The organism is Bradyrhizobium sp. UFLA05-153, from assembly GCF_054185185.1.
The window spans coordinates 69,455-83,222 of record NZ_JBBIAM010000026.1 but is presented as its reverse complement, the minus strand read 5'-3'; the positions used below and the strand labels follow the sequence as shown (position 1 = coordinate 83,222).

Annotated in this window: 11 protein-coding genes; 7 read left to right on the top strand and 4 right to left on the bottom strand. The window is 64.0% G+C overall.

Annotated features, from left to right (window positions below; genetic code table 11):
• Positions 1-151 precede the first annotated feature (151 nt).
• A complete protein-coding gene (locus Q2941_RS17935) occupies positions 152-1,753 on the top strand; it encodes an alpha-amylase family glycosyl hydrolase (RefSeq protein ID WP_458193295.1) in 1,602 nt (533 codons plus the stop codon).
• Between the two features lie 51 nt (positions 1,754-1,804).
• Here the strand turns inward: Q2941_RS17935 and Q2941_RS17930 are convergent, their stop codons facing one another.
• Positions 1,805-3,505 carry an alpha-amylase family protein gene (locus Q2941_RS17930; protein WP_027523986.1) on the bottom strand — a complete coding sequence of 567 codons (1,701 nt, stop codon included), beginning with the start codon at positions 3,503-3,505 and terminating at the stop codon, positions 1,805-1,807.
• 201 nt (positions 3,506-3,706) lie between these two features.
• Here Q2941_RS17930 and Q2941_RS17925 point away from each other — a divergent pair, with 201 nt between their 5' ends.
• Positions 3,707-4,198 (top strand): MmcB family DNA repair protein, encoded by a 492-nt coding sequence (locus Q2941_RS17925; RefSeq protein WP_027523987.1) that lies wholly within the window; start codon positions 3,707-3,709, stop codon positions 4,196-4,198.
• Positions 4,199-4,345: 147 nt separating this feature from the next.
• Here Q2941_RS17925 and Q2941_RS17920 read toward each other — a convergent pair whose 3' ends face one another.
• On the bottom strand, positions 4,346-4,900 hold the full coding sequence (locus Q2941_RS17920) for an ActR/PrrA/RegA family redox response regulator transcription factor (protein WP_027523988.1): 555 nt from the start codon (positions 4,898-4,900) through the stop codon (positions 4,346-4,348).
• A gap of 103 nt (positions 4,901-5,003) precedes the next feature.
• Positions 5,004-6,326: an ActS/PrrB/RegB family redox-sensitive histidine kinase gene (locus Q2941_RS17915; protein WP_027523989.1), complete on the bottom strand. Its 1,323-nt coding sequence runs from the start codon at positions 6,324-6,326 to the stop codon at positions 5,004-5,006.
• 108 nt (positions 6,327-6,434) lie between these two features.
• On the opposite strand from Q2941_RS17915, the gene Q2941_RS17910 reads away from it, so the two are divergent.
• From Q2941_RS17910 to Q2941_RS17895, 4 genes are all read left to right on the top strand, one after another.
• Entirely contained in the window at positions 6,435-7,241 is an 807-nt protein-coding gene (locus tag Q2941_RS17910; RefSeq protein ID WP_027523990.1) for an ABC transporter ATP-binding protein, read from the top strand.
• Positions 7,238-8,056, top strand: coding sequence for an ABC transporter permease (locus Q2941_RS17905; RefSeq protein WP_027523991.1), 819 nt, complete (start codon positions 7,238-7,240; stop codon positions 8,054-8,056). Before Q2941_RS17910 ends, Q2941_RS17905 begins: the two co-directional genes overlap by 4 nt.
• A gap of 121 nt (positions 8,057-8,177) precedes the next feature.
• Entirely contained in the window at positions 8,178-9,506 is a 1,329-nt protein-coding gene (locus Q2941_RS17900) for a polyhydroxyalkanoate depolymerase (RefSeq protein WP_458193294.1), read from the top strand.
• A gap of 206 nt (positions 9,507-9,712) precedes the next feature.
• A complete protein-coding gene (locus Q2941_RS17895; RefSeq protein WP_027523993.1) occupies positions 9,713-10,552 on the top strand; it encodes a M48 family metallopeptidase in 840 nt (279 codons plus the stop codon).
• Between the two features lie 294 nt (positions 10,553-10,846).
• Here Q2941_RS17895 and Q2941_RS17890 read toward each other — a convergent pair whose 3' ends face one another.
• Positions 10,847-13,045, bottom strand: coding sequence for a transglycosylase domain-containing protein (locus tag Q2941_RS17890; protein WP_458193293.1), 2,199 nt, complete (start codon positions 13,043-13,045; stop codon positions 10,847-10,849).
• 168 nt (positions 13,046-13,213) lie between these two features.
• Here Q2941_RS17890 and Q2941_RS17885 point away from each other — a divergent pair, with 168 nt between their 5' ends.
• The gene (locus Q2941_RS17885; protein WP_458193292.1) at positions 13,214-13,639 is read left to right on the top strand and encodes a DUF1330 domain-containing protein; all 426 of its coding nucleotides are present in this window, start codon (positions 13,214-13,216) and stop codon (positions 13,637-13,639) included.
• The last annotated feature ends 129 nt before the right edge of the window (positions 13,640-13,768 follow it).

Below are 13,768 nucleotides of genomic sequence, written 5' to 3'. Positions count from 1 at the left end.
TGCGGTACGAGTCCGCATCACGCGCCGTCCTCGCGGCATGACGCGAACTCGCGGTCATACGGACGTCCCATTACCCTGTTCCTCTGAACGCGCGCGCCAGTCCCGCGTTGCTTCGTCTGAAGCGCATATTTTCGGGGGAAATCACAAGAATATGGCCCAGGACGACGAATACTGGTGGCGCGACGGCATCTTCTATCAGATCTACCCGCGCTCGTTTCAGGACACCGACGGCGACGGGGTCGGCGATCTCGCCGGCATCCTCAAGCGCCTGGCTTACGTGAAATCGCTCGGCGTCGATGCCATCTGGCTGTCGCCGGTCTTCCGCTCGCCGATGGCCGATTTCGGCTACGACATCTCCGAGTACACCGGCATCGATCCCCTGTTCGGCACCATGGAGGATTTCGATGCGCTGCTTGAGGCCGCGCATGACAGCGGGCTGAAGCTGATCCTCGATCTCGTGCCGAACCACACCTCCGACCAGCATCCCTGGTTCATCGCGAGCCGCTCCTCGCGCGACAACCCGAAGCGCGACTGGTTCATCTGGCGCGATGGCGGGCCCGACGGCGGTCCGCCGAACAACTGGCTGTCCGAGTTCGGCGGCAGTGCGTGGCAATATGACGAGGCAACGGGACAATATTACTACCACGCCTTCCTCGCCCGGCAGCCGGACCTCAACTGGCGCAATCCTGATGTCCGCGAGGCGATGTATGACGTGATGCGGTTCTGGCTGGAGAAAGGCGTCGACGGCTTTCGCGTCGACGTCATCTGGCACCTGATCAAGGACGCGGAATTCCGCGACAATCCGCTGAACCCGCATTATGTCGAGGGACGTCCGCCGCACGAAAAAATCCTCACGCAGTACTCGACCGACCAGCCGGAGGTGCATGACGTCATCGCTGAGATGCGCCGCGTCACCGATGCCTATCGCGCACGCGTGCTGATCGGCGAGATCTATCTGCCGCTGCATCGCCTGATGGCCTATTACGGCAACGATCTCGCCGGCGCGCAAATGCCGTTCAATTTCGCGCTGCTCTCGACCTTCTGGAGCGCGCGCTCGATCGAGAAGATCATCGAGGACTACGAGAAGGCGTTGCCGAAGGGCGCCTGGCCAAACTGGGTGCTCGGCAATCACGACCGGCCGCGCGTCGCAAGCCGCGTCGGGCCGGAGCAGGCGCGGGTCGCCGCCATGCTGCTGCTGACGCTGCGCGGTACGCCGACGCTCTACTATGGTGACGAGATCGGGATGAACCAGGTCGCGATCGCACCCGAGGACGTCCGCGATCCCTTCGAGAAGAACGTGCCCGGCATCGGCGTCGGCCGCGACGGCTGCCGTACCCCGATGCAATGGGATTCTTCGAATTTTGGTGGCTTCTCGGAAGTCACGCCGTGGCTGCCGCTGCCGGAGATCTACGTCCATGCGAACGTGGTCAATCTCGAGGCCGACAAATTCTCGATCCTGAATCTCTACAAGCGCCTGGTCGCCTTGCGGAAGGCGCATCGGCCGCTGGTCGCCGGCGACTATCATCCGATCGCCGCGCAAGGCGACCTCCTGATCTATCGCCGGCAGGCCGGCGACGACGCGCTGGTGGTGGTGCTCAATCTCGGCCCGGACCCCGTCGCCGTCACCACCAGCGCCATCCGCTTCGGAAGCGAGATCCTGGTCTCGACCTTCCTCGACCGCGAAGGCGAAGAGCTCGAAGGCGTGCTCGACCTGCGCGGCAATGAAGGCGTGGTGATCGGACCGACGCGATGATCGCTGTCGTCCCGGGCTCGCGCTTCGCGCGCCCCGGAATGACGGGGGACGTCACTTCCCACGCGCATTCTTCCGCATCGCCTTGGCGTCGATATCGCTGCGCTTCAGGAGATAGTCGAGCCCGCCGACGCGGTACCAGCGATAGCCGTAGGGCTCGAGCACGACGCGGTGCCGGCCGCGTTTGTCGGCGCGGCTGTGATCTTCCGCCAGGAGATTGATCAGCAGCCCGCCATGGCCTTCAGGCAGCTTCGTCGAGAACGCGACCTCGCGCGGCTTCTCGTCGAGATTGTGCACGAACAGCACCGAATTGTTGCGCCAGTCATAGCGGATGATGAAGATCGCCGGGTCCTGCACGGCGATGACCTCGAAGTCGCCCCAGCCGACCTCCGGCACTTCTTTTCGCATGCGGATGATGCGCTCGGTCCAGTTCAGCATCGAGTTCGGATCGCGCCGCTGCTTGGCGACGTTGACGTGCCCGAAGCCATATGGTCCTTCGTCGATGACCGGCGAGACCGGCTTGTTGCTGTCGGTGAAGCCTCCGTGCGGTTCGGTCGACCATTGCATCGGCGTGCGCGCGCAATTGCGCTCGGGCAGCGACAGGTCGTCGCCCATCGCGATCTCGTCGCCGTAGCGGATCACCGGTGTCCCCGGCAGCGTGCACATCAGGCTGTAGGCAAGCTCGAGCCGGCGCCGGTCGCCGCCGAGCATCGGCGCGAGCCGCCGGCGGATGCCGCGGTCATAGAGCTGCATGTCCTTGTCCGGGCCGAAGCATTTGAAGACGCGATCGCGCTGGGCCTTGGTCAGGCGTCCGAGATCGAGCTCGTCATGGTTGCGCAGGAACAGGCCCCATTGGGCGGACGCCGGCCGCGGCCTGGTCGCCTTCACTGCCTTGGCGAGCGCGCGCGAGTCGGCCGAGGCCAGCGCATAGAACAAATGCTGGTTGACGTGGAAGTTGAACATCATGTGCATGCGGTCGCCGTCGCGGCCGAAGTACTCCATGTCGGTCCTGGGCAGCACATTGGCTTCCGCAAGGATGATCGCGTCGCCCTCGCGCCATTGCAGAAATTCGCGGAACGAGCGCAGCATATCGTACTGCTCCGTCGGCGTCTTGACCTTCGCTCCCTTGGTGGCGATCACGAACGGCACGGCATCCATCCGGAAGCCGGAGACGCCGAGCTGGATCCAGAAGCCCATGATCTTCAGGAGCTCGGCCTGCACGCGCGGGTTCGAGGTGTTGAGGTCGGGCTGAAAATCGTAGAAGCGGTGGAAGTACCAGGCGCCTGCTTCCCTGTCGCGCGTCCATGTCGATTTCTGCACGCCCGGAAACACGACGCCCTTGGCTGCGTTCGCAGGCTTCTTGTCGGACCACACATACCAGTCGCGGTGGGGCGAGTCCTTCGAGCTGCGCGCAGCCCTGAACCAGGGATGCTGGTCCGAAGTGTGGTTGACGACGAGATCGATGATGATGCGGATGCCGCGCTGCTTGCAGCCATGAGCGAATTCGACGAAGTCGCCGAGCGTGCCGTAGCGTGGATCGACGCCGTAATAGTCTGATATGTCGTAGCCGCCGTCGCGCCCGGGCGACGGCTGAAACGGCATCAGCCAGATCGCAGTGATGCCGAGGCCGTGCAGATAGTCGAGCCGCCGCAACAGCCCCTTGAAGTCGCCGACGCCGTCGCCATTGGCATCCATGTAGGTGGCAACAGAGAGGCAGTAGATGACGCCGTTCTTGTACCAGAGGTCGTCGATCATGTCGGGGCAGCCTCGTGGGTCCGCGCGGCGGTTGGTGGCTGCGTGATTAAGTGTCGGCGAGAGGCGAGGTTCCACACCTCGCACTCAGTGTCGTCCCGGGCTCGCGCTTCGCGCGCCCCGGAATGACGACGGAGAATGGGCACCAGCTGCGTCTCCATCCAACTGTGGGCGCACCCAGTGGAATCGGCTAAGCTCACGTCCATGGACAACACCGCCCGCCACATCGCACTCGTTCCGCCGACTGACGGCCGTCAGTCGGAAACCGCGCTCGCGGTCGCGCGCGGTACGGCGCGGCTGTTGCGCTCGCTCGGCTTCTCCTGCATCAGCGAATTGCCGCTGCCGTCGGGCCGCCGTGCCGATCTCGTCGCGCTGAACGAGCGCGGCGAGATCTGGATCGTCGAGATCAAGTCGTCGGTCGAGGATCTTCGCAGCGACCAGAAATGGCACGAATACCGCGCCCATTGCGACCGGCTGTTCTTCGCCTTCACGCAGGATCTTCCTTGCGAGATCTTTCCGGAAGGCACCGGCCTGATCATCGCAGATGCCTATGGCGCGCATCTCCACTGCGAGGCGCCCGAGCACAAGCTGCCGGCCCCGACGCGCAAGCAGATGACGGTACGCTTCGCGATGGCCGCCGCGCTCCGGATCAACCGCCTGGTCGATCCGCAGGGCCATGCCGAGTTTTGGGAGTAAGGCAAAGAGCGACGCCGACCCGTCATCCTGAGGTGCGAGCGTAGCGAGCCTCGAAGGATGAACGGCCGGGATGCGGCCGGGCCGTCGCCCTTCGAGGGCCGCTTCGCGGCCACCTCAGGGTGACGGTGCCAGAGTACGATCCTGAAACTACCGCGGCGCGCGCTTGGCCAGAATTCGCTGCAGGGTGCGGCGGTGCATGTTGAGGCGGCGCGCGGTTTCCGAGACGTTGCGGTTGCACATCTCGTAGATGCGCTGGATGTGCTCCCAGCGCACACGGTCGGCCGACATCGGGTTCGCCGGCAGCTCGGACTTTTCGGTGCCGGTCGAAAGCAGCGCGGCGACGACGTCGTCGGCGTCGGCCGGCTTGGAGAGATAATCGATCGCGCCCATCTTCACCGCGGTCACGGCGGTGGCGATGTTGCCATAGCCGGTGAGCACGATGGCCCGTGCCTCCGGGCGCTTCTTCTTCAGCGCCGAGACCACGTCGAGGCCGTTGCCGTCGCCGAGCCGCAAGTCGACCACCGCAAACGCCGGCGCGGCCTTGCCGATCTCAGCCAATCCATCCGAGACGCTATCGCAGGAGGTCACCGTGAAGCCGCGCGTCTCCATGGCGCGTGACAGCCGCTCCAGAAACGGCTTGTCGTCCTCGACGATCAAGAGCGAGCGGTCGGCCTGTTCATTCAGTTCGGCGATGGCGTTCAAGGTTTTGTCCTCTCTCCAACGCTGAAACATATGGCGTTGCAATCGGGCGCTGCCAAGGTCGCCGAAAGTCGATCGTACTTGCAGTGCGACCCAACGTCGCGGCCTATCCTATTGTTTCTTCGGCTGTCTCGGTAGCCTCAAAACGCTCGCGCGGCCATGCGATCTGCACCACGGCGCCATGCTCGGGGAAGGTCCGATTGGTAAACGAGACTTTCGCGCCCGTGCGCTCCAGGAGCGTGCGTGCGATGAACACCCCGAGCCCCAGGCCGCGACGCTCGCCTCCACCGTCGTCCTGCAAGCGCCGCCGCGACAGATAGGGTTCGCCGATCCGGTTCAAGAGATCGGGTGGAATGCCGGGGCCGTCGTCGGAGATCAGGATCTCGAGACTGTCATTGTTCCACCACGCGTTCACCTCGACGGTGGTGTGGGCAAAATCGACGGCATTTTCGACGATATTGCCGACGCCATAGAGGATCGCTGGATTGCGCGAGCCGACCGGTTCCATGGTCGCCGCCACCGCGATCCGCACCTTGATGGCGACACCGAAATCACGGTGTGGCGCTACGACCTCCTCGATCAGCTCTGACAGCTTCATGCGGTCGAATGGCGCGCCGGTGGAGGAGAGCTGGGTGATCTTGCTCAGGATGTCGCGGCAACGCTGCGTCTGCTCGCGCAGGGTTTTCAGATCGGCGGCGAAGCTTGCGTCCTTCACCGTCTTCTCCAGTTCGCGCGAGATCAGGAAGATGGTTGCCAGCGGCGTGCCGAGCTCATGCGCGGCCGCGGCCGCAAGCCCGTCGAGCTGGGTCAGATGCTGCTCGCGCGTCAGCACCAGCTCGGTCGCGGCGAGCGCGTCGGCGAGCTTGCGCGCCTCTTCCGTCACCTGGAAGGAGTAGAGGCTCGTGACGCCGATCGCGAGCACGATCGAAAGCCAGACGCCGACCAGATAGATCGGCGGCAGCACCAGGGGATCGTCGGTGTCCCAGGGCAGCGGCAGATGAGAGAAGACCAGAATCGAGGCGCAGGCGACCGCGAGCAGGCCGAGGCCGAAGGTAAGCCGGGCCGGCAGCGCGGTCGCGGAGATCAGGACCGGGGCCAGGAACAGGAATGAGAACGGGTTCTGCAATCCGCCGGTGAAGAACAAGAGACCGGCCAGTTCCACGATGTTCAGCGCCAGCAGTGCGGCCGCATGGACCGGCTTCAGCCGCTGCATCGGATTGGCCGCCGTTTGCAGGGTGAGGTTGAGCGCCGCCGACAGCCCGATGATAGTGACGCAGGGGATGATCGGAACGTTGAATTCCAGCCCCTGCGCCACGATGAAGATGGCGGCGAGCTGGCCGAGCACCGCAAGCCAGCGCAGCCGCAGAATCGTATCCAGGCGGATATGTCGCTGCGAATGGCGAAACTCGGAAGCGGCAATTTCAGTCATATCGGCCAATTGGGCACTGCCTTCTCAGGTCACAAACACCGTGGCTCACACAATCCGACTGGTTACAAGTCTTGCGCTTGCCGCCGCAATAGCAGAAGAACGCCCAGCATGACCGAGAATGACAAGGCTTCAAGTCGGCTGACTGTCGCGGACGGCGCCCTGTCCGCGGCGATCGAGGTCGACCATCTCGTCAAGGTCTACAAGCAGACCCGCGCGGTCGACGACATTTCCTTTTCGCTTGCCCGCGGCACCATCACGGGCCTGCTCGGCGGCAACGGCGCCGGCAAGACCACGACGATCGCGATGATCATGGGCCTCGTGCTGCCGACCTCGGGCCGCGTGCGGGTGCTCGGGCATCGGATGCCCGAGGAGAGCGCCGATGTGCTCGGGCGGATGAATTTCGAGAGCCCCTATGTCGACATGCCGATGCGGCTCACGGTGCGGCAGAATCTGACGATTTTCGGCAAGCTCTATGCGGTGAAGGATCTGTCCGGTCGCATCGCGCAGCTTGCCGACGATCTCGATCTCAATGAATTCCTCGACCGGTCGAACGGCAAGCTCTCGGCCGGGCAGAAGACCCGCGTTGCGCTTGCGAAGGCGCTGATCAACCAGCCCGAGCTGCTGCTGCTGGACGAGCCGACGGCCTCGCTCGACCCTGACACGGCAGACTGGGTGCGGGCGCATCTCGAGGCCTACCGGAAAGCGCACAATGCCACCATCCTGCTCGCCTCGCACAACATGCTCGAGGTCGAGCGGCTGTGCGACCGCGTCATCATCATGAAGCGCGGCCGCATCGAGGACGACGACACGCCCGACGCCATCATGGCCCGCTACAACCGCGACACGCTGGAAGAGGTGTTTCTGGACGTCGCTCGCGGCCGGAGCAATGGAGCGCCGCGGGAGGCGGTGCGATGAGCGAGCTTGCGCTTCATCGTGGCCTCGCCATGCATCGCATCAACGCGATGATCCTGCGCTACTGGTACCTGTTGATGTCGTCCTGGCCGCGGCTTCTGGAGCTGCTCTACTGGCCGGCGCTCCAGGTCATCACCTGGGGCTTCATCCAGCTCTATATCGCGGAAAATGCCAATTTCTTCGCGCGGGCAGGCGGCACGCTGATCGGCGCCGTCATCCTCTGGGACATCCTCTTTCGGGGCCAGCTCGGCTTCTCCATCTCGTTCCTGGAGGAGATGTGGGCGCGCAACATCGGCAATCTCATGATGAGCCCGCTCAAGCCGATCGAGTTCCTGCTCGCGCTCATGGTCATGAGCCTGATCCGGCTCGCGATCGGCGTCATCCCGATGACGCTGCTCGCGCTGTTTCTGTTTCACTTCAATTTCTACAGCCTCGGCCTGCCGCTGATCGCTTTTTTCTGCAATCTGATCTTCACGAGCTGGGCGGTCGGCATCTTCGTCTCCGGCCTGGTGTTGCGGAACGGGCTTGGGGCCGAAAGCATCGTCTGGACCTTGATGTTCGCGATCATGCCGCTCGCCTGCATCTACTATCCCGTCAGCGTGCTGCCCGGCTGGCTGCAAGTGGTCGCCTGGATGCTGCCGCCGACCTATGTTTTCGAGGGGATGCGGGCGCTGCTGATCGAGCACAGCTTCCGGGCCGACCTGATGCTCGCCGCCCTCGTCATCAATGCGGGCCTTCTGGCTGCATCTTTCGGGGCATTCCTTGCCCTTTTGCGCAGCGCCAAGAAACACGGCTCGCTGCTGTCCAGCGGCGAGTAGTTTCACTTTCCCGTGGATTCAGGCTCGTTTTTGCTACTTCAAGCCCGTACATGTACGGAGCCATGCATTGACGCAATATTACGCATTCGGCAGTATGCTGCGATGCGAGAGGATATACGATATGCCTATTGGTGAGTTTGGCGGCGCACCGCCCCTGGTGGCCGAAGGCAGTCCGGTCTTAACGACGCCGATGTACTGGATGTACGAGATGGCGCACGCCTCTCTCAATCCAGCGCGCGCGGTCACCGACGCCACCAAGATCCTGTTTCAGAATCCCCTGAATCCGTGGTCGCACACCGATGTCGGCAAATCGCTGGCCGCGGCTTGCGAATTGTTCGAGCGCACGACGCGCCGCTACGGCAAGCCGGAATGGGGCCTCGACGACACCGAGGTCAACGGCATCCGCGTCCCCGTCGAGGTCCGCCCGGTCTGGGAAAAGCCGTTTTGCCGGCTGCTCTATTTCGATCGCAAGTTTACCCGCCCCTTGCGCAGCCCGCAGCCGCGCGTGCTGATCGTGGCGCCGATGTCCGGCCACTACGCGACGCTGCTTCGCGGCACGGTCGAGGCCCTGCTGCCCGCGCATGAGGTTTACATCACCGATTGGGCCGACGCTCGCATGGTCCCCTTGAGCGAAGGCCGCTTCGATCTCGACGACTACATCGACTACGTCATCGAGATGCTGCATGTGCTCGGCGGCAACACCCATGTGATGGCGGTGTGCCAGCCTTCCGTCCCCGTCGTCGCGGCCGTTTCGATCATGGAAGCGCGGCGCGACCCCTTCGTGCCGACCTCGATGACGCTGATGGGCGGCCCGATCGACACCCGCCGCAATCCGACCGCGGTGAACAAGGTTGCCGAACAGCGCGGCATCGACTGGTTCCGCAACCACGTCATCACCAAGGTGCCGTTCCCGCATCCCGGCATGATGCGTGACGTTTATCCGGGCTTTTTGCAGCTCAACGGCTTCATCAGCATGAATCTCGACCGGCACATGGATGCGCACAAGCAGCTGTTTGCCAATCTGGTGAAGGGCGACGGCGATCTCGTCGACAAGCATCGCGACTTCTATGACGAATATCTCGCGGTGATGGACCTGACCGCGGAGTATTACCTGCAGACGGTCGACACCGTGTTCGTCAAGCACGCGCTGCCGAAGGGTGAGATGACCCATCGCGGCACGCGGGTTGATCCCACCAAGATCACGCGCGTTGCGCTGATGACTGTGGAAGGCGAGAACGACGACATCTCGGGTCTCGGTCAGACCGAAGCGACGCATGGTTTGTGCAGCTTGATCCCCGAAAATCGCCGCGTGCATTACGTGCAGAAGGGCGTCGGACATTACGGCGTGTTCAACGGCTCGCGTTTCAAGTCGGAAATCGTGCCGCGTATCCACGATTTCATGATTTCGGCGGCGAATCCGAAGGCTTCACTGGCGTTGGCGGCCGAATAGGCCGCTTTTTCGGGTTTCCCGCGCCTGCCGGACCCCTCCGGCGGGCCTGGGTTCCCGCCAGATTCGCGGTAATTAGGTAGCGCTCTAGGAGTGAGTCCGCCCTCAGATTTTGGGGCCCCAGCATGCGTCCAGCGGGGGCGAAAAAATCGGGTTCCAACCCCAGTCTGTAGGGTCTCCCGGGCTGCCAACCCCTGTATATTGGGCAAATGATTTGTTTTTGCGCCGAGCGCTTTCCCTGGCGGCGGTTATGGCAGAATCCGGGCGAACTCCTGCCCCCCGGACTGACAGACATGGCCACTCGCGCGCTACTTTATCGGCGGCCTCACGAACCCAAGACCTTTGTGATCCACCACGGATCGCAATTCTTCGCGATAAGGCTGCGTCGGCACCGCCGCGCGCGTCGCTATACGCTTCGAATTCATCCGAGCGATCGCGAAGCGATCCTCACCATGCCGCCGCGCGGCACGCTCGCTGAGGCAAAAGACTTCGCGCAGCGTCACGGTGCATGGATTGCCGCGCGCCTTGGCCGCTTGCCAAAGGCTGCGCCGTTCCAGGCGGGCACTGTGATACCGCTTCGGGGCTTGCCGCACCGGATCGTGCATCGCGCCGGCGTCCGCGGCACGGTGTGGACCGAGACGCGCGATAGCGGCGAGCGCATCATCTGCGTTGCCGGTGGCGTCGATCATGTCGATCGCCGTGTCCATGACTTCCTGAAGCGCGAGGCGCGCCACGATTTGCAACGGTCGGCGGAAGCCTATGCCGCCGAGCTCGGCGTTCGCGTCAGGCGCCTCTCGATCCGCGATCAGTCGAGCCGCTGGGGCTCCTGCACCTCCGCCGGCTCGCTGTCGTTCTCGTGGCGCCTGATCCTCGCGCCGCCCTACGTGCTGGATTATCTCGCAGCCCACGAGGTCGCCCACCTCGTCGAGATGAACCACTCGCCACGGTTCTGGCGCGTCTGCGCGAAGGTCTGCCCGTCGGTGGAGCGCGCCAAGAAGTGGCTCGACACCCATGGCAACGACCTGCATCGCTACGGAATCGAGGATTAAGCCTCGTTGTTGCAGTTTTGGAAGCTGTCATCGCCCGCGAAAGCGGGCGATCCAGTATTCCAGAGGCGGTGACGAATACGGAGAAGCCGCGGCGTACTGGATTCCCCGCCTGCGCGGGGAATGACAGCCGAAAAAGGTGGCAACGTCAGTGCCCTCGCGCGATGGCCACTGATTTACCCGACGCGCCAACGGCTTCGTCAAATTCACCGTGCACCACACCGGCCGTCACCGGCTACTGTGCATGGGCTGTTTTCGAACTTTTAGTTCAGGCCGAACCTGATAGCGCCTTAGTCGCTACCTGTTCCCGCCGAACAACCGATCCATCAGCCAGCCGTCGAGACCCGCGGCCGGCTCCGGCCGGACATTGGCGCGCGTCGGGGGCGGGCGAGTGCCGCCGTTGTTGACGGGAGCAGGCGGCGTCGGGGCGGAGACTTGCGAAGCCGCCTGCGCGAGGTTCGACAGACCCCAGCCGACTTGCGAGTTCGGCAGGCTTGCGACCGCCACGCCTTCGTGCGCGATGCGCATGAAGCGCGACCAGACTTCCACAGGCAGGCCGCCGCCGGTCGCCTTCTTGGTCGGCGAGTTGTCATCATTGCCGAGCCAGACGCCGGTGACGAGGTTGGCGGTGTAGCCGACGAACCAGGCGTCCCGGTAATCCTGGCTGGTGCCGGTCTTGCCGGCGGCCATCCAGCCTAGGATCTCCGCCTTCTTGGCGGTGCCGGAGATCAGCGTTTCCCGCATCATCGTGTTCATCATTGCCACATGGCGCGGCTCGATCACCTGGTTGCGCTCGTCGGGCTGGCGCATGTAGAGCAGCTTGCCGCCTTCTATCGTCTTGATCTTCGTCACGACATGCGGCGACACCGCGAAGCCGCCATTGGCGAACGGCGCGTAGGCGCCGACCAGCTCGACGACCGAGACCTCGGAGGTCCCGAGCGCGATCGAGGCGTTGGGTTCGAGTTTCGACGAGATGCCGAGCCGATGCGCCGTGCGCACCACGTTCTTCGGCCCGACTTCGAGGCCGAGGCGAATTGCGACCGTGTTGAGCGACATCGCGAGCGCCTGCGTCAGCGTCACCGCGCCGAAATATTCATGAGTGTAGTTCTCGGGCTTCCAGCCCTTGACCTCGATCGGCGCGTCCTGGCGGATCGTGTCCGGCGTCAGCCCCTGCTCCAGCGCGGTCAGATAGACGAACGGCTTGAACGAGGAGCCCGGCTGGCGCTTGGCCGTCACGGCGCGGTTGTACTGGCTATCGGAATAATTCCGCCCGCCGACCAAGGCGCGCACCGCGCCGCCGGGCGTCATCGCGACCAGCGCGCCCTGGCTGACGTTGAATTTCACGCTTTTCGCCGCGAGCTCGTCGATGATGGCGGCCTCCGCCACGCTCTGGAGCTTTGGATCGATCGTGGTCTCGACCGTGATGCTCTGGTCGATCTGGCCGACGAGATCGTCCAGCACTTCGCCGATCCAGTCGGCGACGTAGTTCACGGTGCCGGCGCCGGCCGGCTTCACGTTGTAGGAGGGATGGCCGATCGAGGCCTGCGCCTGGGCTTCGGTGATGAACTTGGCCTCCGCCATCGCGGCGAGCACGACCTGCGCGCGCGCTTCCGCGCCTTCGGGATTGCGGTTGGGCGCAAGGCGCGAGGGCGATTTGACGAGGCCCGCGAGCATCGCGGCCTCCGCGATCGTCACGTTCCTGGCCGACTTGCCGAAATATTTCTGCGCGGCGGCCTCGACGCCATAGGCGCCGGAGCCGAAATAGACGCGGTTGAGGTAGAGCTCCAGAATCTCGTTCTTGGAGTGCTTGCGCTCCAGCCAGATCGCAAGCTCCGCCTCCTGCAGCTTGCGCTGCATGGTGCGCTCCTGCGTCAGAAACAGGTTCTTGGCGAGCTGCTGCGTCAGCGTCGAGCCGCCCTGCGAGACACCGCGACGGAGAACATTGGTGACGGCGGCGCGCAAGATGCCGACCGGGTCGATGCCGAAATGCGAATAGAAGCGGCGGTCCTCGATGGCGATGAAGGCCTTTGGCAAATACGGCGGCAGATCCCTTAGCGCGACATTGGCGCCGGCCATCTCGCCGCGTTGCGCCAGCACGCTGCCGTCCATGCCGACGATCTGGATCGTCGGCGGGCGTTTGGGAATCTCCAGCGACTGAATGGGCGGCAGATGGGCGCCGACCCAGATCACGACGCCGACCACGGCGATCACGCCCCAGAGGCCGAGCACGGCGCCCCAATAGAACAGCCGGCCGATGCCAAAGCCGATCTTCGACTTCGACCTTCGCTTTGCGCCGCTGCGGCTCACGGGGGCTTTCCTCTCGCGCGGCGGCTCGTCATCGGCATCGTCGCTCCTGCGCTTGGCCTTGGCCTTTTTCGGCTTGTCGTCGGTAGCGTTCGGGATGCGATCGGCCGCCGTCAGGCGCAAATCGGCCAGCGCTGCAGGCAAGCCAAACAGCGGCTCCTTGCGCCCGCCTTTTTTCTTTCCCCACGCCATACGCAAAAACGCCCGGTCAGCCCGCCACACCGTACGCTAGCGGTGGCTGTTTAAGGCCCGGTTACGCAAAGCTTAATGCGGGATTAGGAGGTGCGGCGAGCGCGTGCCGGTGGTTCCGCAAGAAGCGCGGCAAAGCTAGGATCGAGCCATCAACGAAAGGAAACGCTCATGGGCCATATCGATCCGACCAAGGAGGTTTTCGCGCAATTCCGGGAGAACGACCGCCCGGGCCCGATCCACATGCTCAACCTGGTGCGCCTGCGCAAGGAGGCCGCCTATCCGGACGGCCGGAAAGCGACCGGCGCCGAGGCCTATGCGGCCTATGGTCGCGAAAGCGGTCCGGTGTTCACACGCCTCGGCGGCCGCATCATCTGGCAGGGCAAGTTCGAGATGATGCTGATCGGCCCGCAAGAGGAGCGTTGGGACCATTGCTTCATCGCCGAATATCCAAGCGTCGCCGCCTTCGTCGAGATGATCCGCGACCCCGTCTATCGCGAAGCGGTGAAACACCGGCAAGCGGCCGTGGAGGACTCGCGCCTGATTCGCCATGCCGCGCTGCCGGTTGGAAAGAATTTCGGCGAGGTGCCGACGTAAGCGAGGGGACCACTGGCTGATTTGATTGAAGTCAGCGCCGCAATCACCGCTGCGCTCCCTCCCCCCTTAAGGGGAAGGGAGCGAGAGAGCATACGCTCTGGCCTAACCAAAGCGAGAGAGTCAGCGCTG